The organism is Alteromonas sp. MmMcT2-2 (assembly GCF_022348305.1).
GTDB lineage: Bacteria > Pseudomonadota > Gammaproteobacteria > Enterobacterales > Alteromonadaceae > Alteromonas > Alteromonas macleodii.
Genome location: NZ_JAKRFA010000015.1, coordinates 99,506 through 122,079, shown reverse-complemented (window position 1 = coordinate 122,079; position 22,574 = coordinate 99,506). Strand labels below are relative to the sequence as shown.

Here is a 22,574-nt window from a genome sequence, read left to right as displayed (position 1 = left end):
AGTTAATTAGGGCGTGCTGACCTTTGGTTTGCATCAAAGGTCAATACGTCTTAGTGATCACACTCTCACTACGGGCAAATCATGAAAGCGTTGGACATTAAAGGGTTAACCAAAACCTACAAAGGTGGCGTACAGGCACTAAAAGGCGTCGACCTTACAGTACAAGAAGGAGACTTCTTTGCATTACTTGGCCCAAATGGGGCGGGTAAATCTACCACTATTGGTATTATCAGTTCACTTGTAAACCAAACCAATGGCAGTGTGTCGGTGTTTGGTTATGACCTCACAACGCAAAAAGAGCAAGCCAAAGCCTGCATTGGTCTGGTGCCACAAGAGTTCAATTTCAACCAATTTGAAACTGTACTGCAAATTGTATTGAATCAGGCAGGTTACTACGGCGTACCGCGCAGTATTGCGAAAGAGCGTGCTAAAAAATACCTTGCTCAGCTCGACCTGTGGGAAAAACGCGATGCCCGCGCGCGTGAGCTATCGGGTGGTATGAAGCGAAGACTGATGATTGCTCGAGCACTCATGCATGAGCCGAAATTGCTTATTTTAGATGAGCCAACCGCGGGCGTAGATATTGAAATTCGCCGCTCTATGTGGGGTTTCTTAGAAGAGATTAACCGTCAGGGGATCACGATTATCCTCACTACCCACTATCTTGAAGAAGCAGAAATGCTGTGTCGCAATATCGCCATTATTAACAAGGGCACCATTGTCGAGAACACCAGCATGAAAGCTTTATTGTCTAAACTAAGCCTAGAAACCTTTGTGTTGGATATCAAAATTCCAGATGGCATGACGACGACAGATGACCTACTAACGGGCTTTGAACACCGTTTGATTGACGACCATACCCTTGAAGTTGATGTTGAGAAAACGGAAGGATTGAACCCGGTTTTCACCCAGCTAAGTGAAAAGGGTATTCAAGTAATGAGCATGCGCAATAAATCAAATCGCCTTGAAGAGCTATTTGTGCGTTTAGTTGAATCAGCGAAGCAAGCTGGCTAAACCCACAGCAGGTAAAGGTGAAAAACATGAAAACTGAAAGTACACAAATGAACACAGAAGAAAACGTGGGTTGGTTTAAGCAAAACTATGTGGCGCTAACCACTATTTGGATAAAAGAATGTACGCGCTTTTTGCGCATATGGGTACAAACCCTTGTGCCGCCAGCTATTACAATGAGTTTGTACTTCGTGATATTCGGTAGCCTCATCGGCAACCGTATTGGCGAAATGGGCGGCTTTACTTACATGGAGTTTATTGTGCCCGGCCTTATTATGATGTCGGTGATCACAAACTCCTACGCCAACGTGTCCTCTTCATTTTTTAGTGCTAAATTTCAGCGCAATATTGAAGAGCTGTTGGTGTCACCAGTACCCACTTCGGTCATCATTCTTGGGTATGTGGGCGGCGGCGTGGCCCGCGCCATACTGATAGGTATTATCGTTACCTTAGTGTCGCTGTTTTTCGTTGATGTTCAAATACACAATTTGGGCATTATTGCGCTCACGTTGTTACTCACTTCTACCTTGTTTGCGACTGCGGGTTTAATTAATGCGGTATTTGCGAAGACCTTTGATGATATTAGCGTGGTTCCAACGTTTGTATTAACACCGTTAACTTACTTAGGTGGTGTGTTTTATTCACTTACCCTATTGCCTGAATTCTGGCAGTGGGTGAGTAAGGCGAACCCTGTTGTGTATATGGTCAACGGGTTTCGTTATGGATTCTTAGGGGTCTCTGACGTAAATGTAACCTTGTCGCTTGCCTTGTTAGTGGGCTTTAATGCACTGCTATTTGGTGTGGCGTACTACCTACTTAAAACGGGTAAAGGTATTCGTAGCTAATGGCCAGCGGTAATTCTAGAGAAATCACAACATCGCAGGTAGGTATTCACGATAAGTTAGACGACTTAGTGAAAAAGTACCAAGCGAGTGAAAATAAGCGACCGATTAGCGACCATACACAAGCTGCGTTTGATGATGTCAGCGCGTGGCTTGATGGCTTTAGCGGCGAGATCATTTTAGATTCATGCTGCGGCGTTGGCGAAAGTACGGCGAATATTGCAAGAGCAAACCCCGATGCGCGTGTTATCGGTATCGATAAGTCGGCGCTGCGGGTGGATAAACATGAACATTACAGCGCACAGCAAGACAACTATCGGGTTATTCGTGCCGATGTGAACGACTTTTGGCGCTTAGTAAAGCAGTCTAATTGGAACGTGACTCAGCACTTTCTGCTGTATCCCAACCCCTATCCTAAAAAGACGCAGGTTCAAAAGCGCTGGCACGGTAGTGCGGCCATGGTGGACCTGATGGCGATCACTCCAAATATTGAAGTGCGTAGCAACTGGCTTATTTATCTAATGGAATTTGCGCAAGCGGCTAAACATTACGGCATGGTATCTGATTTATCTGAAGTTACTGGCGATGATCACATGACGCCGTTTGAGCGAAAGTACCGAGGGAGCGGTCAATCGTGCTGGCAGCTTAACTGCCGTAGCGAAGAAGGCTGAGTCTGCTATAGCAGCAAGAAATACTGAAAGCTGTAAAAGTGGGGTGAGATGAAAAGCTCGCCCCGTTTGTTATTCAAATTTGTATAATTCGCTTGTTAATGGCGCGCAGTGGCACTTCTCACATTCGCCATGGGCGGACTAAACACATATCCCTGTGCATAACGAATGGGCAGGCGTTTTACGCGTTCTAGATGCGCCTCGTCTTCTACGTGCTCCGCAATAGTGCTTACTCCATGGCGTTCACATAGCGACAGCAGATAGTCTACATATTCCCTCACTGCCTCTTGTTCGTCATAGTGTTTAATTAGCCCGCCAGCGAGCTTAATCCCCCGAACCGGCAAGTTCATAAGCGCTCGTATGTTACCTGGGCATGATCCAACGTTATCGATGAAAACGCCCAGCCCCACATGCATGCTTTTTTCGATAAATGCGGTAAGGCTTTTCGGATTGGATAGGGCAGTAGAAGCACTCACTTCTATACTTACACGCTCCGGCGTGGGATAGCTTGCTAAATGGGTGATGAGGGTATTAGTAAGCTCTACATTGTGAAGGTCATTGGCAGTTATATTGATGTTCCAAGGGATATTAACGTCGTGAAAATAGCTGGCACATTGCACAAACATGCTCGCTGCAAGCGTATTTACGTGTTGTTCGCGCTCTATAAGGTAGAGAAATTCGCTAGGTAAAAAAGTCTTATCACCTCGGGTTATCAAGCGTGCCAGGCACTCGTAGCGCCATACTCCTTGGCTTCGTAAGTCAACGATGGGTTGAAAATAAGGCACGATATCATCGATAGAGAAATCCTCGGAAATTTCACGAATGGGCATAAACAGACCCCCTTGCTTTGAAGCAGTACTTTATCGCAGCGATGAATGCTTGAATGTGAGTTCAATGGCTACTTAGGCTCGCAATTAGAAGATGGAAAACCAATACGAGAGACCCGTGTTGGTACTATTCATAAATTAAATATAGTAGAGACTGATAAAATTTGCGGTACAAAATTCGGGGGAATTCGTTTAAATACGTGTGCAGAGTTAACCGCTTCATAAGTTTTTTACATGTAATAAAACGTTAATAGTCGCTTAAATGCCGTGCGCTAACCCTTGGCGAGCATTGCAATCTGATGTAAAGTGCGACACCCTGAAAGTATTGTGATAAGTTTTCAGGTTTGGCAACGAATGGACCGCGTCAACGCGCATTAGCCCAGCCGATGTACCGTTAAGGGATATGTTGGATAAATAGCTGCACCAGTCACAAAGTAATTGTGTCGAATGCTAGTTGGCTAAAAGGAAAAGTAAGTGTCAGGCCGGTGTCCTACAAAACCGCCTGTTGATTTCGCCCAATAAATGTAAGCGAAATGTGTGATTGTTTTAAGTATGAGGTGTGTTGAGTGGGTGAAGCGCAAGTTAGTTTAGAGCACCTGTTTAGGGTCTTTACCAAGCCTGAACACAAAGACTCAAAGCTGGCTCAAATAGAGCAGCATTTATCTGACAATATCTTAGATTTTTTGTCGCAGCACGTAGTGACAAAAAAGACGTCGTTAGAAGAAATTGAAAAAGACTTTTCAGACTCCAAGGTGCCTGAGTCACCCGAGTTTGTGTCTACTCATGCTGAAAGCTTGTTAGATAAGCTTGTTGCGCATTCAGTTAATACTTACTCGCCTACCTTTATTGGTCACATGACCTCAGCGTTGCCCTATTTTCACCTGCCGCTTTCTAAGTTAATGGTCGGGCTTAACCAGAACCTGGTTAAGATAGAAACGTCTAAAGCTTTCACGCCGCTAGAGCGTCAAGTATTGGGTATGATGCACAACCTTGTGTACGATCAGCCTCAAAGCTTTTACGACAACCATCTACACAGTGCCGCCCATTCTTTGGGGGCATTTTGCTCTGGCGGAACTATTGCCAATATCACCGCCTTATGGGTGGCACGCAACAAATTACTTGGCCCACAAAAAGGGTTTTCTGGCGTGGCAAAAGCAGGTCTAGCCGCTGCCTATCGTCACTACGACATTAACAATTTAGGCGTGATGTGCAGTAAACGTGGGCATTACTCGCTGTCAAAGGCAGTGGATGTATTGGGGTTAGGTCGCGAACAATTATTAACTGTGCCCGCGCCAAAGCAAACCCTAGATCCAGCAAAAGCCCTTCGCATTGGTAAACGTTATCAAGAGGAAGGCAATAAGCTTCTTGCTATCGTTGGGGTAGGCGGCACCACCGAAACAGGGCACGTAGACCCGCTAGACGAGCTTGCTGACGTAGCCAAAGAGTTAGGCTGCTGGTTCCATGTAGACGCAGCCTGGGGCGGCGCTACGCTGTTCTCGGCGCGCTATCGCGACAGACTAAAAGGTATTGAACGCGCAGACTCAGTGACTATTGATGCGCATAAGCAAATGTACGTGCCAATGGGCGCAGGAATGGCGCTTTTCAAAGACCCACAAAATGCCAATGCGGTAAGACATCACGCGCAATATATTTTGCGTGCAGGCTCTAAAGACTTAGGTGCTACAACGCTGGAAGGCTCCCGAAACGGTATGGCCATGATGGTGTACTCGGCGCTGCATATATTCGGTCGCAAAGGGTACGAGCTACTAATTGATCGCAGCATTGATAAAGCCAAAGACTTTGCGCAGATGATTGATAAAGCCCAAGACTTTGAATTGACGACCACACCTATTCTATCACTGTTGACCTATCGCGTTTGTCCCGCTGAAGTGCAGGAAAAGCTGAAGCATGTGAATGCTAAAACCCGAAACGCTATCAATGAGAAGGTTGACGCCCTTGTTGTTGCGGTACAAAAGCAGCAGCGTGAAGCAGGTAAGTCTTTTGTGTCTCGTACTCGCCTGGAAGCGCCGGATTACCCTTCCCAGTGTATTACCGTGTTTCGCGTAGTGTTAGCGAATCCGCTTACTAGCCATAACGACTTGGCCGCAATTTTGGCTGAGCAACACTTAATTGCGAAAGAGACTCAGGCTTGGAAAGAGCTAATGGATTTCGTTCGCGAAACAGAAACCGTTGCGTCTTAAAGACTTCAGCAGCAACAAATAAAAAAACGCCCGATACAGGCTCTGTTTAGGAGTCATGCATCGGGCGTTTTCTTTTGTAGTTCGAGACTATCCGCGAGGATTGGTATTACGCTTAATCTCGCGTAATTTGCATATTATCAATTAAGCGTGTCTTGCCCATAAACATAGCAACAAGCAGAACTAATTCTTTGTCGCTATCGTTAGCTGGTTCAAAGGTGGCGGCGTTAACTACCTGACAGTAGTCTTTCTTAAAGCCTTTTGCTTCAAGGTTACTGACCATGGCATTTTCAAGCTGAACAAAGTCGGTGTTACCACTTTCTATGTCCGCTTTTAAGCGCTGCATTTCTGCAAAAATAGCACTCGCCGTCGCTTTTTCAGTGTCTGTCAGGTAGCCATTTCTAGAGCTCATTGCTAGGCCTGACGTCTCGCGTTCAGTAGAAACCCCGTGAACCTTCACTGCCATTGATAAATCGCGAGCTAACGCGCGAATAACTTGTAGCTGCTGGAAGTCTTTTTCACCAAAAAACGCATCGTCGGGCTGTACCATGTTGAAAAGCTTGGTCACCACGGTAGCGACGCCGCGAAAATGGCCAGGGCGACTGGCGCCACAATGCGAGTCTGAAATGCCGGGCACTTCAACGAACGTCTGCGCATCCAGACCTGCCGGATACATTTCCGCTACGCTAGGTAAAAACACCGCGTCTGCACCCACAGAAATAAGCTTAGCTTTATCTTCTTCGATAGTGCGTGGATAGGCGTCTAAATCTTCGTTCGCGCCAAACTGCATGGGGTTAACAAAAATGCTTACCACCACTTTGTCGTTGTGCGCTTTCGCTTTTTTAACTAGTTTAAGATGACCATCGTGCAGGTTGCCCATAGTGGGTACAAAACCTACGGTTTCACCATTACGTCGCCACGCGTTTACCGTGCTGCGTAATGCTGAAATACTATCAACCACCTTCATAATTTACCTCGTTACTCGAAGCTGTGTTCAGCCGATGGGAACGCACCGCTTTGCACATCTTCAATATATTTTGATACGGCTTTGCGCATATCGCCGGTTTCTACAAGGTAGTTCTTTGAGAACTTCGGCATATAGTTTGCGCTGATGCCAAACATGTCGTGCATCACCAGAATTTGACCGTCGGTATCTTTGCCTGCGCCTATACCGATTACCGGTATGGTTAGGGCTTCGCTAACCGCTTTGCCTAGCGATGAAGGCACGCATTCAAGCACTAATAACTGAATACCGGCTTCTTCCAACGCTTTCGCTTCGCTAAGCAGTTTTTCAGCTTGGCTCGCTTCGCGGCCTTGTACTTTAAAACCACCGAAAACGTGCACTGACTGAGGCGTTAAGCCTAAATGGCCACACACAGGTACGCCACGCAGGTTTAAGCCTTTGATGGTGTCGCACAACCAGCTTCCACCTTCCATCTTAACCATACTTGCACCTGCAGCCATAAGCTTTGCTGCATTGGCGTAGGTTTGCTCAGGAGTGGCGTAAGACATGAACGGCATATCGGCTAATACGAAGGCGCGTTCAGTGCCGCGACGCACACTTTTCGTGTGGTAGGCAATGTCATCGATGGTTACCGGTAGGGTGTCGTCTTCACCTTGAAGGACCATGCCTAAAGAGTCGCCAATAAGAAGGGCGTCAACGCCTTGTTCGTCGAACATTTTGGCGAAGCTGGCGTCGTAAGCGGTTAAAGAGGTGATCTTTTCCCCGGCCTGCTTTTTCTTAAGCAAGCCCGATACAGTTACTTTCTTCATGACATGTCTCAGATTGATATTGTTGGTATCGTGTGGCGAACTATACGGATTTTGCCGCTAATTGGAAGAGCGCAGGCGACGAAGTCCATCCAGCGAGCAGTTAGCGACCCATGCCGAGATGGGTTTGCCATCGTGCATAACCATATTGGGCGCAATTTCAAACAGCGGCACCATAACGAACTCGCGTTCTGCCATGCCGTAATGGGGAATGATTAAGTCTGCGGTGTCGATAGTTTCGCTGCCGTACAACAAAATATCCAAATCCAACGTGCGTGGTCCCCAGCGCTCACCTTTGCGCTCACGGCCTTCTTCCAGCTCTATGCGTTGCAGCTGCTTCAATAAGCCGTGCGGCTTTAACGAGGTCTCAATTAAGCACACCGCGTTAATATAGTCAGGTTGGTCTTGCGGCCCCATCGGTTTACTGGAATAAAGTGAAGAGGTTTTAAGTACGCGGGTGTCTTCTATTTGACCTATCGCATCAAACGCGCGCAGGGCTTTTCCTTGGCTATCGCCGAGGTTGCTACCTACACCAATGTACACGTGCTCTTTATGCATCAGGACCTCGCTTCGCTGGTTTACGCTTGCGCTTACGCGGGGCACCTTTTGCGCCGCCTTCGCTTTTGCGAAGGGCGTTAAGCATGCCTTTCTGCTTACCGTTGTCAGCGTGCTGGAAGTGCGTCCACCACTGAGCTAGCTCTAATAGATCGCCACCTTCAATTTGGCCTCGGGCAAGCAAAAAGTCATAGCCTGCTCTAAATTTTGGGTGCGTGAGCAATTGGAAAGCGCGACGGCCAAAGCGCTTAGGTAGACGTTGCTGTAAAATCCAGATGTCCCGAACCACGGTAGAGAAGCGTTTAGGGATCATAATACGTTGTGTTTGACGTGCGATGACCTCGCCTGACGCAATATTAAATGCATCATGAGCATTTAAGCCAGACTCGCTTTGTAAGCGTTGTGACTCTTCTTCAACTGGATACCAGAGTAGTGCGGCATAAAGGAACGCTGGCGTAACACGCTGGTCGCTATTAATGCGCTCGTCGGTATTGGCAAGTACACGACGTACAAACTGCATTTCACGGCTGTTTTCATCTTTCAAAAACGGCGTTAGCTGAGGGAACAAAGGCTCGATTAAGCCGTATTCGTGCAGCATTAAGAAGGTTTCTTCTCCCTTACCCGATAAAAACAGTTTAAGGGTTTCTTCAAACAAGCGCGCTGGTGGAATGTTCTGTAAAAGGTTGGCCAGAGATTTAATCGGTGCAGCGGTTTTTGCTTCAATGCGCATACCAAGCTTAACGGCAAAGCGTACCGCACGTAGCATGCGTACCGGATCTTCACGGTAGCGTGTTTCCGGGTCGCCAATAAGCTCAACTTCTCGTTTTTCTATGGCGGCTAAGCCATTAGCGAAGTCTTTTACCGTAAAGTCGGCTACACTGTAATACATGGCGTTAAAGGTAAAGTCACGGCGTTCAGCATCTTCTTCAATGGTGCCGAATACGTTATCGCGTACTAATTGACCGTGAGCGTCGCGCTTTGCGACAGCCTTGCCCTTGGGAAGGTTTTCGTCTTCGTCTGACTCTTGGTGATGCCCGCGGAACGTGGCTACTTCAATGATTTCACGGCCAAACACAATGTGGGCCAAACGAAAGCGCCTGCCGATAAGGCGGCAATTTCTGAACAAGCCTTTAATTTGTTCAGGTGTGGCGTTCGTCACCACGTCGAAATCTTTTGGTTCGTGACCCATCAAAATGTCGCGTACACAGCCTCCTACCAAATAGGATTCGAAGCCAGCTCCATTAAGGCGATACATTACTTTCAATGCATTTGCGCTTACGTCTTCGCGAGATATACCGTGTTCTCCACGGGTCATAGTCCTTGGCTTTAAAGCGTTAGGAGACGAACTCTCTTTTGAAAAAGCGCGCTTAACAGATTTAAAAACACGATGAATGATGATGGTATCTCCGCAGACTATAAAGGTTCGCTATAATAAGTGGATTCATGCTGTGGAACAATAATTTCGGGTGTTTTCACTACTTTTTTCCTATCCCACATTGAAATAGCCGTCTTAAGCGCTGAATCAATATCACCAAATTCTGAGGCATTTGGAAAGGAAAAGCCTAAAAAGTGCATCACACGCACGAGATTATCTAAAGCTGATTCGTTTTTAACTGGCGCTGCACGGTTTTGTTTACTTAGTTTTCTGCCTGGTGCCACGGCAGCGACCGGCACGTGACCGTATTCAGGAGTAGAATAGCCCAGCGTGTGATATACGGCGCGCTGTAAAGGCGTGACATCAATTAAATCACACCCTCTAATGACATGGTTAACTTGCTGAAATACGTCATCTAAAATCACGACAAGGTTATACGAAAATAAGCCGTCTCGACGTTTCAGCACTACGTCTTCGGCTATTAAATCAGAGCTTGAATTAGAGGGCATAACTTTGCCCATAAGCACGTCATCAAAGGCTTCAAGTTGAGTATCTACTTTTAAACGAACTGCACAGTCCTGTGTGTTGGAGTGTACTGGCTCAGTCCGACAGTAGCCGTTATAAACACCGCCCATGGCTTTAATTTGCTTACGTGTGCAGGTACAAAAATAGGCTTTTTGTTGTGTAAGTAAGTCATCGAGAACCGCTTGATAACGGGCATGTTGTTGGCTTTGATAGATGACGTCGCCGTCCCAATACAGGCCGTGGGCTTCTAGGGTAGTGAGTATGTCTTTATCTACACCTTTAATACAGCGCGGCTCGTCTATATCTTCCATACGTAGCAGCCATTTTCCGTTATGGCTTTTGGCATCTAGGTAGCTGGCAACAGCGGTAACTAACGAACCGAAGTGAAGTTGGCCGGATGGAGAGGGAGCAAAGCGCCCTACATAGTGGTTATGCATAATAAAGGCTTAACAAAAAGCCCCATCTTTTCGGGATGAGGCTTTCTATATCAACGTAATCGAGGCTAGTAACTTAACCTTGAAGTTGTTTTTCTTTAATTTCAGCCATGGTCTTACAGTCGATACATAAATCTGCTGTAGGACGAGCTTCTAAGCGACGAATACCAATTTCGATACCACACTGGTCACAGAAGCCGAAATCGTCTTCTTCAATTCGCTTAAGCGTTTTTTCAATTTTCTTTATTAGCTTACGCTCACGGTCACGTGTACGTAACTCAAGGCTGAACTCTTCTTCTTGAGCTGCACGGTCTACAGGATCAGGGAAGTTTGCTGCTTCATCCTTCATGTGCGTTACTGTACGGTCAACTTCTTCACGAAGTTGGTTGCGCCATGCTTTAAGCAATAGACGGAAGTGCTCCATTTGGGGCTCGCCCATGTACTCTTCGTCAGCTTTTGGCTCGTACGGCTGTAAACCTGCCAGCGCTAATAGTCCTAGGGATTTTGTTTCTTTTCCTGTTGGCATCTGCCACATCTCCTACACTACGACATCCATCTTGTCCTGATTGGACCGATATCTATATCAGACTCGACAACTTCAGGCAATCAATCGTGTCTATGTAATTATTATGCTGGTGTATTGCTTTCATAAATTAGCCAGGTGTTTTTTCATTTAGCCCGCTGGCTACCAGCAAACGCATTAGTGCGTTCTCCCACTAAAACAAGGCGCAAATATGAAGGCGAAATGAAAAAAATCAACCTATTTTTTATAAAATCAAAGGGAGTGTTTGATTTAATAGGATTTTTTGTTCGTCTATTATACAGCTTGCCGCCAAAACCGTTACGCCAGCGTTTGCGGCAATCTTTACGCTTTCTGCATAAGTTGGACCAATATGCTCGGCCACTTGTACACTTTCGATGGCGGTGTGTTGTACGCAGAATAATAGATTGGTTTTTATACCACTGTCAGATAAACGCGCAAGTTCTAAACAGTGCTTCGCGCCGCGTTGCGTGACTGCGTCGGGGAAGAACCCTTTGTTTTCATCCGCTAAGGTGACGGATTTAACTTCCATATACTCAGTAACACTCTGATGTTCAAAATTTTTTCGGGTTAATGCAAAGTCGAACCGGCTATTGGCGGTTGGCGGTGTTACTTCTGCTTTCCAATCTGTGATGTCTGAAAATTCGCTTAGCACCTTGTTATCTAGCGCTTCCGCCACCAGTTTATTAGCATTGTGCGTATTAATGCCGATGAAGTGACCATCAAATGTTTGGGCTAGCTCCCATGTATACTTGAGTTTTCGATTTGGGTTGGTGGATTCACTTAAAAAGACAGTGTATCCAGGAACAGCACAGCCAGTCATAGCGCCAGTATTTGGGCAATGTGCAGTTACAATAGTGCCGTCGTCTAACTCAACATCGGCAAGAAATCGCTTGTACCTTTTTATAAGGGTGCCGCGTAATAAGGAAGGTGAAAACTTCATGTGTCGCCTTTTTTAGAATGTAGGTGAAAACACGTTAGTGTGATTCGCTAATTGATATGTGTGCTTTTGAACGAGCACGTATAGCGTATGCGCTTAGCGAACAAAGCGTATGTGGTTAGCGAACAACAAGCGCAGTAAACAAGGCGCCAAAGAGTAACAAACATTTGTGCAAGCGCAAAAAGCGCTTTGCAATAATATAACGATGTAATAAGGAATAAAACGCGATGGCAGAATTTACCGTTAGCCTTTCTAGAAACAGTGCTGAAGCAGTGTGGGGCGAGAGTGCTAAGCTTTCTTTCACTGAATCAGGTGCAGTTATTCACCTGCCTGACGACAAGCTTAATGAGCGTTTAATTCAGCAAGCGGCAAGAAAGCTAGATGGCTTAAGCCTGCCAGCAGTTACGCTAAGCGGCGATTGGCACAAAGAGCAGCAGTGGGCTTTTGCACTTAGCTTCACGCGTGCCCGCAAACCAGCGTCAATAAAATGGGCCGAAACGGCTGACAAAGAAGCGCTAGAGCAAGAATATGCGGCGTTACTATTTACCCGTCAGCTGGTAAACGAAACACCTGAAGATCTAAGCCCTGAAACCTTAGCAACCCGAGCAGCACAGTGGCTTAAGTCACTGGGTGGTGACAAGGTAACCTACTCAATGACGGTAGGTGAAGATCTTAAAGAGCAGGGCTGGATTGGCATTTATAATGTGGGCCGCGGTAGTGAACGTCCGCCTGCAATGCTGGTACTTGATTACAACCCAACAGGTAATACGGATGCGCCAGTTGATGCCGTGCTAGTTGGAAAAGGCATCACCTTCGACAGCGGTGGCTACAGCATTAAATCAAGCGAAGGCATGTTAGATATGAAATGTGACATGGGCGGCGCAGCGACGGTAACAGGGGCATTAGGGCTATCTATTTCTCAAGGCAGTGAAAAGCGTATTCAGCTTATTTTGTGCTGTGCAGAAAACCTTATTAGCGGTCACGCTTATAAGTTAGGTGATGTGCTTACCTATAAAAATGGGGTAACCGTTGAAGTGGTTAATACCGATGCTGAAGGACGTTTAGTGTTGGCTGATGGCCTTATGGCGGCAACAGAGACGGGCGCACCGCTAATTATTGATGCAGCAACACTAACCGGTGCTGCTGTGGTTGCACTGGGTTCTGACTACCATGGCGTATTCTCGTTAGATGATAATGCCCGCGAACAAATGCTTAAAGCAGCAAAGGCAGAAAACGAACGTTTTTGGCCGCTACCACTTGAAGATTTCCACGCAGAGCGCTGTCCATCGGCGTTCGCAGATACAGCAAACAGTCGCCCGATGAAAGGTGGCGGTGGTGGCGGTGCATCAAACGCTGCGGGCTTCTTATCACGCTTTGTTAAGCCAGAAGGCTGGGTACATTTGGATTTAGCCGCTGCTTACCATGGCGGGGCAACATCTGAAATGCCGGTAGGGGCAACAGCGAAAGGTATTCGCTCAATTGCGAGAATGCTGAGAGACTTCAGTGCATAAATAAAATAGCGTTCGACGCCTCCAATGGCTGTCGAACGCTACTCTACTCTATTTTTAAACGTCGCACGTTGTGCCACGTGGATGAGTAGAAGCAAAGCGAATAAAGTTACTTGAACTAACGTCGCTTCGCGCAAAAAAATAAAAAGGGCGTGACTTTGCAAAAAATCACGCCCTTTTTCTGTAAATTAGATCCCGCCTAAACGCTCGGCTAGCGTTTTATAGCGTTCAACGTCGCCACTGTCGAAAAGTGGGTTACCGTCGGTGTCTTTATCTTTCGAAACCAAAAGGCTTTCACGCTCAAGGCGCTCTACGCGCACTTCTTGTACGCCAAGAAAAGCAGCCACTTCTTTAACAGTCATCAAACTCATTGCAATATTTCCTATTTTTGGTTGTTCTTATTGAGGATTAACAGGTTCCAACGCCGAACAATGCGCAGAACAAAACGTTAAACAAAATGATGTTACCCACTATTACATCAAAAGCTCTGGAGATAAGACATTATCCAAAAGGTGTAGAAAAAGCCAATTGGGCTGTTTGAATTCTGACCGTGAATAAGGCGAAAACACCGCTTAGAAATGACAAACACTTCTCCCTACGCTTTAGTAAAGCGCACTTTCGTTATTTTTCGAGTATTTTTTGCAGGCTCTAGATAAATGAAAAACAATCATGCCTTAAAAGGTGTTTTTAACTAAGTCAGCTTGGTTTACCATTGCGCGCCTAAAACGACCATCTGTAAGAACTTTGAGTTATACTCAATGGTTTACGCGCAAACGGGCTTAGCCTCACAACCGGAGACAGTAAAAAAATGGATACTTGGTCTGCTGCCATCATGCTCTTTTTGATCATGGATCCCTTAGGTAACCTCCCTGTGTTCATGTCGGTACTCAAATCGATAGAACCAAAGCGTCGTCAAGTCATCCTAATTCGAGAATTATTATTTGCTCTTGGCATCCTGTTTCTCTTTTTGTTCAGTGGCCAATCGGTTCTCAATTTTCTGAACGTGGAACAAGAGACAGTAAGTATCGCTGGGGGAATTATTCTGTTCCTTATTGCGCTTAAAATGATTTTTCCATCATCTGGTAACCCCAGTGGATTAGCTGTAGGTGAAGAACCTTTTCTAGTACCTCTAGCTATTCCTATGATAGCGGGCCCTTCAACGCTGGCTGCGCTTATTCTTCTTGCCAACCAAGCGCCAGACAGAATGGCTGACTGGTCGATTGCGCTTGCGGCTTCATGGTCGATAAGCGCAGTGATCTTACTATTTTCAAATGTGTTCCATAAAATTCTGGGGGAGCGCGGTCTAGTTGCGATGGAGCGATTAATGGGTATGATCCTAGTTATGATTGCTATCCAAATGTTGCTGGATGGCGTTACCCAATATTTCATGCATGCCACTGGAGCCCTTTAAATGGCAAAGCAAAAACTTAATACCTTTGGGCGCGTTCGCGCCTTGGAAGGCTGGAAAGCCGTTGCATTCGGTGCTGCATTACTTGAGCGTATGCTACCCAACTACACGCTTTTCTGTGAATTAACGGAAAGTGGTGATGCAAGCGCATTGCGCAACTGTTTGAATTTGGTGTGGGAAACGTTGAAATCACCCAAGAGCAAATTCAACATTGCGGTACAGCTTGAGAAAGTTGAAGTGGCTACACCTGATACCAGTGAGCATGACAACTATGGCGTTTATCCAGCAATTGATGCAGCTATTGGTCTAGCTGGTTTGCTAAATTTGATGGCAGGCGACGATCCGCAAGGCGCAGTGGTCATCAGCAAGTTATCGCAAGGCAGCGTAGAAGCCTATTTGCTAGAAAGTGAAGAAGCCGATGATGAGACTGTAAAAGGGCATCCGCTGATGGAGTTTGAAGTTGAGGTACAAAACGAATTGCTTGATTATGTAGAGCAAGCCAAATACCCAGCGAAAGCGGCAGATGAAATGAAAGCACTTGCCTTGGAAGCTGGAATCTCCAATATTGGTCTTGAGCTTCAATGACAACGCAACTTGATCTTGCTTAGGTAAAACGAGCAACAGATCCTTAGCTCTTATGCTCAATAAAAGCCGTGTACTTAGTTAAAGGTCACGGCTTATCTCTACTCAATTGAGGCACTTCAATCGTTATCAATCAACATATCTCAATTAGCATATAGCGCAGCGCGCTAGTTTGTTTGTCTTTAATAATTTGCCAATGGGCGGGGAGAGCGGGCGTTGTTAGCGCACTTTCGTGCTCTAAATACACCACGCTACCACTATGAACAAGTTTGTTATCTTCTAGCGCAGCCAGCGTAGGTGCTACCAATGATTTCGCAAAAGGCGGATCGACAAAAACAATATCGTAAGGCGCTTGGCTGATGCCTTTTAAAATACCTAGTGCGTCCCCTTGATGAACGGTTGCTGACGCCAGTTCATTTGCTTTTAATAAGGTAAGATTACTTTTAAGCTGGCTTGCTGCCTGTTTATCCAGCTCTATAAAATCACAATGTGCTGCATAGCGAGACAGAGCTTCTAAACCTAGTCCACCAGAACCCGCAAATACATCCAAGCAGCGTGCATCGTTTATGTACGGCATTAACCAGTTAAACAAGGTTTCTTTGTTTCTGTCTGTAGTTGGCCTTAACCCTTCTGCATTGAGTACGGGTAACTTTCTACCACGCCATTGGCCACCGATAATGCGTATTTGCCCAGGACTATTTGTGCTTTGGGTTTTCCCTGATTGTTTCCCTTTTTGGGATGAATAAGGTTTTTTTGCAGAAGATGGTGCCCGAGTAGGGCGAGAAACTCGCTTCATAGTGGCTGACAATGGTATCATGCGTTCATACATTAGGCGGCAAGTGTAGCCGAAATTGCTAAGAATTTATAAGGATTTGTCCTAACGATGTCGAAACTTTTTGGCTGGTTCAGTAAGAACAAAAAAGCAGAGAAACAAAAAGCCCAAGCGGAAGAAGAAGCTCGCTTAAAGGCAGAAGCTGAAGCGCAGGCGAAAGCCAAAGCGGAAGAAGAGGCCCGCGCAAAGGCAGAGGCTGAAGCTCAGGCGAAGGCTAAAGCGGAAGAAGAAGCTCGCGCAAAGGCAGAGGCTGAAGCACAGGCTAAGGCGCAAGCGGAAGAAGAAGCTCGCGCAAAGGCAGAAGCTGAAGCACAGGCGAAGGCACAAGCGGAAGAAGAGGCTCGCGCTAAAGCAGAAGCTGAAGCACAGGCGAAGGCCCAAGCGGAAGAAGAGGCCCGCGCAAAGGCAGAGGCTGAAGCACAGGCGAAGGCCCAAGCGGAAGAAGAGGCCCGCGCAAAGGCAGAAGCTGAAGCACAGGCGAAGGCTAAAGCCGAAGAAGAAGCGCGTGCAAAGGCAGAAGCTGAAGCGCAGGCGAAGGCGCAAGCGGAAGAAGAGGCTCGCGCAAAGGCAGAAGCTGAAGCACAGGCGAAGGCTAAAGCGGAAGAAGAAGCCCGCGCAAAGGCAGAGGCTGAAGCACAGGCGAAGGCTAAAGCGGAAGAAGAAGCGCGCGCAAAGGCAGAAGCTGAAGCACAGGCGAAAGCCCAAGCGGAAGAAGAAGCTCGCGCAAAGGCAGAAGCTGAAGCACAGGCGAAGGCACAAGCGGAAGAAGAGGCTCGCGCTAAAGCAGAAGCACAGGCTAAAGCCAAAGCCGAAGAAAAGCCGAAAGAGAAAAAGTCGTTATTTGCACGTTTAAAAGAAAGCCTATCTCGTACAAAAGAAAACCTAGGCAGTGGTATTGTTAGCCTGTTTAAAGGCAAAACCATCGATGACGAGCTGTACGAAGATCTTGAAACGCAGCTGTTAGTCGCTGACGTGGGTATGGACACTACGCAAAAAATCATCGATCACCTCACCGACAGTGCTTCTCGAAAAGATTTAAAAGATGCCGAAGCCTTGCTAGACATCATGAAGCAACAAATGTCAGGCATGCTGTCTCAAGTGAATCAGCCTCTGTCAGAAGTGATGCAGGCCCATGATTCCAGTGAAGGTCCATTCGTTATCTTAATGGTTGGCGTAAATGGCGTAGGTAAAACCACAACTATTGGTAAGCTAGCTAAGCAGTTCCAGCAAGAAGGTAAGAAAGTGATGCTTGCTGCGGGTGATACCTTTAGAGCGGCGGCGGTTGAACAGCTTCAAGTATGGGGCGAACGCAACGATATTCCGGTTATCGCACAGCACACTGGCGCTGACAGTGCATCGGTACTTTACGATGCACTAGAAGCAGCAAAATCGCGCGGCACAGATATCCTTATTGCCGACACGGCAGGGCGCCTGCAGAATAAGAACAACTTGATGGAAGAGCTTAAGAAAGTGGTTCGCGTAATGAAGAAAATTAATCCGAATGCGCCTCACGAAGTTATGCTTACATTGGATGCAGGTACAGGGCAAAACGCCATTAGCCAAGCCAAGTTGTTTAATGAAGCCGTGGGCTTAACAGGCATCACGCTTACCAAGTTAGACGGTACAGCGAAAGGCGGCGTTATATTCTCTATTGCCGATAAGTTTAAAATTCCTATAAGGTATATAGGTGTTGGCGAAAGTATTGATGATTTACGCCAGTTTGATGGACAAGAATTTATTGATGCGTTGTTTAGCGAAATGGACACACCTGAAAGCTAAAACCAGCAAAGCGGTAGGGAAAAATAATGATAAAGTTTGAGCAGGTAAGCAAAACTTATCCGGGCGGACAACGTGCGCTAAGCAAGGTGAATTTTCATATTGCGCCGGGTGAAATGGCCTTTTTAACAGGGCATTCTGGCGCAGGAAAAAGCACGCTACTTAAACTTATCAGCCTAATGGAGCGCCCAACAGTAGGGCGCGTTCTTATTAATGGCCACGACCTTAACGCCATTACCCGTCGAGATATTGCCTATATACGCCGCGATATCGGCATGATCTTCCAAAGTCACCAGCTGCTGATGGACAAGTCGGTTTTTGACAACGTGGCGTTACCGCTAGTCATTGAGGGTTACACCCACAAAGAAATTCGCAAGCGCGTAGAAGCTGCGCTTGAAATGGTAGGGCTAAGAGATAAAGCGCGTTGCCTGCCTATTACATTGTCTGGTGGTGAGCAGCAGCGAGTGGGGATCGCGCGAGCAGTAGTAAATAAACCCCCGTTACTGCTGGCAGACGAACCGACCGGTAACCTCGACCCCAAGCTTTCTATGGAAATTATTCGTCTTTTCGAAGACTTCAATCAAGCGGGCGTGTCAGTACTTATTGCAACCCATGATTTAGGGCTGATTGCTCGCATGCGTTATCGCACGCTGACCCTCAAAAATGGTCAAATGATCACCGATGGCCTTACTGATGATCTTGATGGCACAAGTTCAGCCAGCAGTGAAGGAGCCTGGTCATGAGTATTTTGTTTAAAGGACGTGCAAAAGGGGCGTCTTCTGCCAAAGTGGGCTTTGTCCAATCTATTGTGATGTTCTTTGTCAGCCATGTGCGCCAAGCGCTGGCGAGTCTTGGAGAGCTGTGGCGTCAGCCGCTGGCATCTTTAATGACTATTGGGGTACTAGGCCTGAGTATTACGCTACCTAGTACGCTTTATATCATGGTGAAAAATACTGAGAAAATTACAGCAGGCTGGGATCAGGCGTCAGAAATATCTCTGTTTTTAAAGCCAGATATCAACGCGGCAAGTTCGCAACAGCTGGTGGCACGATTAAACAGCTGGTCTGAAATAGACAGCGTTGTTTATATTCCAGCGGATGATGCGCTTAAAGAATTTCAGCACTTGTCAGGGTTGGGCGATGCCATCGCCTATCTAGAGAAAAACCCACTGCCTGATGTAGTGCTAGTAACGCCAAACGAAAAACACGCGTCGCCGACGGCAGCGAAAGCACTGCTAGATAAACTGCGACAGCAGCGTGAAGTTGATATAGGTAAACTGGATATCGAATGGTTAGAGCGTTTATATGCCGTTATCGATATTGCCAGAGACTTGGTTACGCTAATAGGATTACTACTTTTCATCGCCGTTGTACTAATTATTGGTAACACCATTCGTCTGAATATTTTGAACAAGTATGACGAAATCGTAGTGATGAAGCTGGTTGGCGCAACCGATGCGTTTATCCATCGCCCGTTTTTATATACAGGCTTCTGGTATGGCCTATTGGGCGGACTAATGGCGTGGTTTGCCGTTATTATCATACTATGGTGGATGGATAGCAGCATCACTACGTTTGCCGCTATGTATCAGAAGGATTTCAACATTACCGGATTAACCGGTTCTGCATTGCTGACTATGCTGGGACTATCGGTGCTGCTCGGTTTACTGGGCTCACTTATCTCTGTGCAGCGTCATGTAAGGGAAATAGAGCCCAAGTAGTCGTAGACGTGAGTATACTTACACGCCTACAGTGCGAAATATATAAGTCACTGTATGACGTTATTGGCGGTAAGTAGGCGTGTTCTTAGTTTTGTACTTAAGCTACCGCACGGGGATAGTGTGAGGAGATAGCGCTGCGCACTCCATTGCCCCAAATGATGGCTTGGTTATACAGCATATGCAGCTGCTTCTGGTCAATATTAAGCACTTTAGCTTGTTTTATGACATTCATCCAAAGGGCGCTTTCAAAGGCGCGAACCAAAGTCATATAGCTGTTCATTTCTAAGTTCTTGCCAAGTAGTGCATCGTTAACCTCATCGGAAAGCGGCAGCTGCTTTACAATGTCTGTCATAGACTGATCAAGTAACCCTTCAAGAAGCGAAAATAAACCAACCAAAAAGGAGATGGGCGGATTATTTCTAAGACCTCTACGCTCAGCAAGTAAGTCGAAAAACTTAGCGCGAACTAAAGACATATGAATGATTTCAAGGGGCTTTTCATCGCCTAAGTTCGTTAAACTTAACAAAGCGATGAATTTCTTAATCTCTACTTCACCCATGTAATTAAGCGCGTGCTTTAGTGATGTAATTTTGTAACGCTTATTAATAGTGGGGTTATTGATAAACTTCAGCAATAAGAAGCTTAAGGTGGCGTCTCGTTCTATAATTTGGCTGATACGGTCTATGTCAAAGTCGCTGCTAGAGCTTTCGCCCATCAAATCAACAATGTTCATTTTAGACGCTGGAAGCTGTCGTAGAATACGTGCTTCCGGTTGCGAGAAAAAATAACCCTGGAAGAAGTCGAAACCCAAATCTACGCACGTTGAAAAATTATCTTGTGTATCAACCTGTTCCGCCACTAATTGCACGTTCGCATCGTGATAGCGCGGAATGTGCTTTTCAATGGTTTCAAAGCGGGTTTTTGTCACATCGACTTTCACAATATCGATAAGAGGAAATATGTCGTGTTTTGAACCCACCATCATAGGGTCATCGATAGCTAGCTTAAAGCCAAGTTGCTTTATGTGCTGGCATGCTTCGAATAGGCCGCTGGTGTTGTCGGTTGGTTCAGCCAGTTCAACCACTACCGACTCAGGGTTCAGCGATGTAGGAAAGCGGGAAATAATTGTATCTGACGAGAACGTGATAAAAGACGTTTTTTCGCCGCTGATATCATCAAGCCCAAGTGGATGGAAGTGCTCAGAAATATACTTAGCTTTCTCTTCGTTATGTTCCGGATAAGCACCAGACTTGCCATCTCTGAACAGAAGCTCATAGGCGAAAACACTTTTGCTTTTATCTAAAATAGGCTGGCGAGCTATAAACGCGAACATAATCTATTCCTGATACAACACGGTTAAGGTTATTTTTATTGTTATATTTAGAGGCTTAGCTAGCGCTACGTCACACGCTAAGGTTAGGTGTTCTTTAATGTGTCATCCAAAAGAACTGACCCTAGTCTATGATATGTAAGCGCAATCTAACAACTATTCAACGATTAATTTCACATCAACTGGCGTAATCGTAGGCTTAGTTGTCGTTCAAAGCGGCCTTATGAATGTATTTAGCCCACTTTATCGCTTCGTTGTAATAACTATGCAGAAGACTCTGTTTAACACCATACTTTGTTGCGAATTGCTGAATGCCCGTCCATTTAGCTCTTTCAAAGAATTGTGACAGTGTCAGACAGTTGCGAAGCATACCAGGGCTACCGCACAGGGCATCTTTAACGTCGTCACTAATTGGAACCTTGCTGACCAAATCGTCAATTCGCTGTTCCATCATGGCATCAAGCAAAGAAAGCAGGCCAGTAAGAAAACCTTTTAACGGGTCATCGGCATCTTTAAGCTGGGTGTAGACCAGTTCACAGAACTTAGCGCGAACAAGCGCCATTTGCATTAGCTCAGTAGGTTGACCATCGCTTAGGTTTGCAAGAGCCAGCAATGATATGAACTTCTTCACTTCTACTTCGCCCATAAAGGTTAACGCGTGTTTAAGTGACGTTATTTTATATCGCTTGTTGACCAGAGGATTGTTGATAAACCGCAGCAGCAAGTAGGTAAGCGAGGGATCTCGTTCAATGATTTTGTTTACTTCATCGAAATTAAGCTTTGCCTGGCTACTTAGCGTAAGTAACTCCATCATGGTTAGGCTGCTGGGCCCTAACTTTCTGTGCCTTACGATTTCGGGTTTAGCTAGAAAGTATCCTTGGAAATAGTCGAAACCCATATCTTTGAATTTATTGAATTCTTCATAGGTCTCAATTTTTTCTGCAACCAACTGTATTTTGTTCGATTTGAAGCGTTCGACAAGGGCGGGAATTTTGTCGTGGGGGATCTCTGTAATGTCAATTTTGACTATGCTGGTAAATGGAATGAATGCTTCCCACTTCCCTTTCATGTCGTAGTCGTCAAGAGCAATAGGATAGCCAAGACCTCGAATATGTTTGCAAGCGGCTACCAGCGCATCATCAACGTCAACGGTTTCTACAATCTCAATGACCACTTTGCTTGCATCCAGAGAGGTCGGAAAACGAAACATAAGTGTGTCGCGGTGAAAGTTAATGAAGGCTTTCTTATCTCCGGTTATCTCTTCAATACCTAAGCTTAAATGGGTAGAGGTAAGAATTTTCGAGGTAGCCTCGTCAGGAGGTATATCGGGAAAGCAGTTATCTTCTCCAACACGAAAAAGTAGTTCGTAGGCGTAAACTTCTCTGTTTACATTAAATATTGGCTGTCTAGCGACGTAAGCAAACATCAAGATCCTCTTTGCTTCACTTGCCTTACTCCTTTCCTTAAGTATTTCCCTTCCAGTCTCTTATAATTGTTGTCTGGAAAATGCTGTACAGCGGTTGTAGTGCAAAATCGATTAATTCAATCTATTATTTTCAGTTTCCAGCCAGAAAAGCAAGGTATAAGATGACATATACAAGGTTTACATACTGTATTGACGCGTAGGCACCTTGCTGACTTATCTTAGAGATAATGGAAATCTTATGTTTCGGGTAACTAGCGTGTAATAAATAAGCGTTGGATTTCATACCAGTGAGATTAGCCTTCACTT

The 22,574-nt window shown here is 46.0% G+C and carries 22 protein-coding genes; 10 read left to right on the top strand and 12 right to left on the bottom strand.

The annotated features are described in order from the left end of the window. Window positions 1-81 precede the first annotated feature (81 nt). The 3 genes from MHM99_RS11035 to MHM99_RS11025 are packed head-to-tail and all read left to right on the top strand — an operon-like array spanning window position 82 to window position 2,524. Window positions 82-1,014, top strand: a complete 933-nt coding sequence (locus MHM99_RS11035; protein ID WP_014951007.1) for an ABC transporter ATP-binding protein — start codon at window positions 82-84, stop codon at window positions 1,012-1,014. Between the two features lie 26 nt (window positions 1,015-1,040). Beyond that, on the top strand, window positions 1,041-1,856 hold the full coding sequence (locus MHM99_RS11030) for an ABC transporter permease (protein ID WP_014951006.1): 816 nt from the start codon (window positions 1,041-1,043) through the stop codon (window positions 1,854-1,856). Then, window positions 1,856-2,524, top strand: a complete 669-nt coding sequence (locus MHM99_RS11025; RefSeq protein ID WP_014951005.1) for a methyltransferase domain-containing protein — start codon at window positions 1,856-1,858, stop codon at window positions 2,522-2,524. The genes MHM99_RS11030 and MHM99_RS11025 overlap by 1 nt, the downstream gene beginning before the upstream one ends. 95 nt (window positions 2,525-2,619) lie before the next feature. On the opposite strand, the gene MHM99_RS11020 is transcribed toward MHM99_RS11025, so the two are convergent. After that, window positions 2,620-3,351 (bottom strand): EAL domain-containing protein, encoded by a 732-nt coding sequence (locus MHM99_RS11020; protein WP_239219322.1) that lies wholly within the window; start codon window positions 3,349-3,351, stop codon window positions 2,620-2,622. A gap of 563 nt (window positions 3,352-3,914) precedes the next feature. On the opposite strand from MHM99_RS11020, the gene panP reads away from it, so the two are divergent. Continuing rightward, window positions 3,915-5,549 (top strand): pyridoxal-dependent aspartate 1-decarboxylase PanP, encoded by a 1,635-nt coding sequence (gene panP / locus MHM99_RS11015; RefSeq protein ID WP_014977595.1) that lies wholly within the window; start codon window positions 3,915-3,917, stop codon window positions 5,547-5,549. Window positions 5,550-5,661: 112 nt separating this feature from the next. On the opposite strand, the gene panC is transcribed toward panP, so the two are convergent. From panC to sfsA, 7 genes are all read right to left on the bottom strand, one after another. Further along, a complete protein-coding gene (panC, locus tag MHM99_RS11010) occupies window positions 5,662-6,513 on the bottom strand; it encodes a pantoate--beta-alanine ligase (RefSeq protein ID WP_187447022.1) in 852 nt (283 codons plus the stop codon). Between the two features lie 11 nt (window positions 6,514-6,524). Then, window positions 6,525-7,319: a 3-methyl-2-oxobutanoate hydroxymethyltransferase gene (gene panB / locus MHM99_RS11005; protein WP_014977593.1), complete on the bottom strand. Its 795-nt coding sequence runs from the start codon at window positions 7,317-7,319 to the stop codon at window positions 6,525-6,527. 57 nt (window positions 7,320-7,376) lie between these two features. After that, window positions 7,377-7,874, bottom strand: a complete 498-nt coding sequence (gene folK, locus MHM99_RS11000; protein WP_110289377.1) for a 2-amino-4-hydroxy-6-hydroxymethyldihydropteridine diphosphokinase — start codon at window positions 7,872-7,874, stop codon at window positions 7,377-7,379. Then, window positions 7,867-9,186 carry a polynucleotide adenylyltransferase PcnB gene (pcnB, locus tag MHM99_RS10995; protein ID WP_014977591.1) on the bottom strand — a complete coding sequence of 440 codons (1,320 nt, stop codon included), beginning with the start codon at window positions 9,184-9,186 and terminating at the stop codon, window positions 7,867-7,869. The genes folK and pcnB overlap by 8 nt, the downstream gene beginning before the upstream one ends. A gap of 98 nt (window positions 9,187-9,284) precedes the next feature. Further along, the gene (gene gluQRS, locus MHM99_RS10990; RefSeq protein WP_187447021.1) at window positions 9,285-10,208 is read right to left on the bottom strand and encodes a tRNA glutamyl-Q(34) synthetase GluQRS; all 924 of its coding nucleotides are present in this window, start codon (window positions 10,206-10,208) and stop codon (window positions 9,285-9,287) included. 73 nt (window positions 10,209-10,281) lie between these two features. Continuing rightward, on the bottom strand, window positions 10,282-10,731 hold the full coding sequence (gene dksA, locus MHM99_RS10985) for an RNA polymerase-binding protein DksA (protein WP_014950997.1): 450 nt from the start codon (window positions 10,729-10,731) through the stop codon (window positions 10,282-10,284). 241 nt (window positions 10,732-10,972) lie between these two features. Further along, the gene (gene sfsA, locus MHM99_RS10980; protein ID WP_239219320.1) at window positions 10,973-11,689 is read right to left on the bottom strand and encodes a DNA/RNA nuclease SfsA; all 717 of its coding nucleotides are present in this window, start codon (window positions 11,687-11,689) and stop codon (window positions 10,973-10,975) included. Between the two features lie 224 nt (window positions 11,690-11,913). On the opposite strand from sfsA, the gene pepB reads away from it, so the two are divergent. Next, a complete protein-coding gene (gene pepB / locus MHM99_RS10975) occupies window positions 11,914-13,197 on the top strand; it encodes an aminopeptidase PepB (RefSeq protein WP_187447019.1) in 1,284 nt (427 codons plus the stop codon). A gap of 185 nt (window positions 13,198-13,382) precedes the next feature. Here the strand turns inward: pepB and MHM99_RS10970 are convergent, their stop codons facing one another. Then, the gene (locus MHM99_RS10970) at window positions 13,383-13,565 is read right to left on the bottom strand and encodes a hypothetical protein (RefSeq protein WP_014950994.1); all 183 of its coding nucleotides are present in this window, start codon (window positions 13,563-13,565) and stop codon (window positions 13,383-13,385) included. A 437-nt stretch (window positions 13,566-14,002) separates the two neighbouring features. On the opposite strand from MHM99_RS10970, the gene MHM99_RS10965 reads away from it, so the two are divergent. Together MHM99_RS10965 and MHM99_RS10960 are read left to right on the top strand one after the other, a co-directional pair. Next, window positions 14,003-14,605: a YhgN family NAAT transporter gene (locus tag MHM99_RS10965; protein ID WP_014977587.1), complete on the top strand. Its 603-nt coding sequence runs from the start codon at window positions 14,003-14,005 to the stop codon at window positions 14,603-14,605. Then, window positions 14,606-15,187, top strand: coding sequence for a YjaG family protein (locus MHM99_RS10960; protein ID WP_187447018.1), 582 nt, complete (start codon window positions 14,606-14,608; stop codon window positions 15,185-15,187). A gap of 130 nt (window positions 15,188-15,317) precedes the next feature. Here the strand turns inward: MHM99_RS10960 and rsmD are convergent, their stop codons facing one another. Beyond that, the gene (gene rsmD, locus MHM99_RS10955) at window positions 15,318-16,001 is read right to left on the bottom strand and encodes a 16S rRNA (guanine(966)-N(2))-methyltransferase RsmD (protein ID WP_187447017.1); all 684 of its coding nucleotides are present in this window, start codon (window positions 15,999-16,001) and stop codon (window positions 15,318-15,320) included. A gap of 66 nt (window positions 16,002-16,067) precedes the next feature. Here rsmD and ftsY point away from each other — a divergent pair, with 66 nt between their 5' ends. The 3 genes from ftsY to ftsX are packed head-to-tail and all read left to right on the top strand — an operon-like array spanning window position 16,068 to window position 19,512. Further along, window positions 16,068-17,795, top strand: a complete 1,728-nt coding sequence (ftsY, locus tag MHM99_RS10950; protein WP_187447016.1) for a signal recognition particle-docking protein FtsY — start codon at window positions 16,068-16,070, stop codon at window positions 17,793-17,795. A 26-nt stretch (window positions 17,796-17,821) separates the two neighbouring features. Further along, complete coding sequence (gene ftsE / locus MHM99_RS10945) at window positions 17,822-18,535, top strand: cell division ATP-binding protein FtsE (RefSeq protein WP_014950991.1); 714 nt, start codon at window positions 17,822-17,824, stop codon at window positions 18,533-18,535. Further along, on the top strand, window positions 18,532-19,512 hold the full coding sequence (ftsX, locus tag MHM99_RS10940) for a permease-like cell division protein FtsX (protein ID WP_061096014.1): 981 nt from the start codon (window positions 18,532-18,534) through the stop codon (window positions 19,510-19,512). Before ftsE ends, ftsX begins: the two co-directional genes overlap by 4 nt. 97 nt (window positions 19,513-19,609) lie before the next feature. Here ftsX and MHM99_RS10935 read toward each other — a convergent pair whose 3' ends face one another. Then, window positions 19,610-20,845 carry an EAL domain-containing protein gene (locus tag MHM99_RS10935; protein ID WP_187447015.1) on the bottom strand — a complete coding sequence of 412 codons (1,236 nt, stop codon included), beginning with the start codon at window positions 20,843-20,845 and terminating at the stop codon, window positions 19,610-19,612. A 196-nt stretch (window positions 20,846-21,041) separates the two neighbouring features. Beyond that, window positions 21,042-22,268, bottom strand: a complete 1,227-nt coding sequence (locus MHM99_RS10930; protein WP_061096012.1) for an EAL domain-containing protein — start codon at window positions 22,266-22,268, stop codon at window positions 21,042-21,044. Window positions 22,269-22,574: the final 306 nt, after the last annotated feature.

Bases quoted from the DNA above. Each gene is read 5' to 3' on its own strand.
- pcnB (WP_014977591.1), bottom strand. From the start codon at position 9,186: ATGACCCGTGGAGAACACGGTATATCTCGCGAAGACGTAAGCGCAAAT.
- MHM99_RS11030 (WP_014951006.1), top strand. From the start codon at position 1,041: ATGAAAACTGAAAGTACACAAATGAACACAGAAGAAAACGTGGGTTGG.
- sfsA (WP_239219320.1), bottom strand. From the start codon at position 11,689: ATGAAGTTTTCACCTTCCTTATTACGCGGCACCCTTATAAAAAGGTAC.
- panB (WP_014977593.1), bottom strand. From the start codon at position 7,319: ATGAAGAAAGTAACTGTATCGGGCTTGCTTAAGAAAAAGCAGGCCGGG.
- folK (WP_110289377.1), bottom strand. From the start codon at position 7,874: ATGCATAAAGAGCACGTGTACATTGGTGTAGGTAGCAACCTCGGCGAT.
- panC (WP_187447022.1), bottom strand. From the start codon at position 6,513: ATGAAGGTGGTTGATAGTATTTCAGCATTACGCAGCACGGTAAACGCG.
- MHM99_RS11020 (WP_239219322.1), bottom strand. From the start codon at position 3,351: ATGCCCATTCGTGAAATTTCCGAGGATTTCTCTATCGATGATATCGTG.
- pepB (WP_187447019.1), top strand. From the start codon at position 11,914: ATGGCAGAATTTACCGTTAGCCTTTCTAGAAACAGTGCTGAAGCAGTG.
- ftsE (WP_014950991.1), top strand. From the start codon at position 17,822: ATGATAAAGTTTGAGCAGGTAAGCAAAACTTATCCGGGCGGACAACGT.
- rsmD (WP_187447017.1), bottom strand. From the start codon at position 16,001: ATGATACCATTGTCAGCCACTATGAAGCGAGTTTCTCGCCCTACTCGG.
- MHM99_RS10930 (WP_061096012.1), bottom strand. From the start codon at position 22,268: ATGTTTGCTTACGTCGCTAGACAGCCAATATTTAATGTAAACAGAGAA.
- MHM99_RS10935 (WP_187447015.1), bottom strand. From the start codon at position 20,845: ATGTTCGCGTTTATAGCTCGCCAGCCTATTTTAGATAAAAGCAAAAGT.
- ftsX (WP_061096014.1), top strand. From the start codon at position 18,532: ATGAGTATTTTGTTTAAAGGACGTGCAAAAGGGGCGTCTTCTGCCAAA.
- MHM99_RS11035 (WP_014951007.1), top strand. From the start codon at position 82: ATGAAAGCGTTGGACATTAAAGGGTTAACCAAAACCTACAAAGGTGGC.
- MHM99_RS10965 (WP_014977587.1), top strand. From the start codon at position 14,003: ATGGATACTTGGTCTGCTGCCATCATGCTCTTTTTGATCATGGATCCC.
- MHM99_RS11025 (WP_014951005.1), top strand. From the start codon at position 1,856: ATGGCCAGCGGTAATTCTAGAGAAATCACAACATCGCAGGTAGGTATT.
- ftsY (WP_187447016.1), top strand. From the start codon at position 16,068: ATGTCGAAACTTTTTGGCTGGTTCAGTAAGAACAAAAAAGCAGAGAAA.
- MHM99_RS10970 (WP_014950994.1), bottom strand. From the start codon at position 13,565: ATGAGTTTGATGACTGTTAAAGAAGTGGCTGCTTTTCTTGGCGTACAA.
- gluQRS (WP_187447021.1), bottom strand. From the start codon at position 10,208: ATGCATAACCACTATGTAGGGCGCTTTGCTCCCTCTCCATCCGGCCAA.
- dksA (WP_014950997.1), bottom strand. From the start codon at position 10,731: ATGCCAACAGGAAAAGAAACAAAATCCCTAGGACTATTAGCGCTGGCA.
- MHM99_RS10960 (WP_187447018.1), top strand. From the start codon at position 14,606: ATGGCAAAGCAAAAACTTAATACCTTTGGGCGCGTTCGCGCCTTGGAA.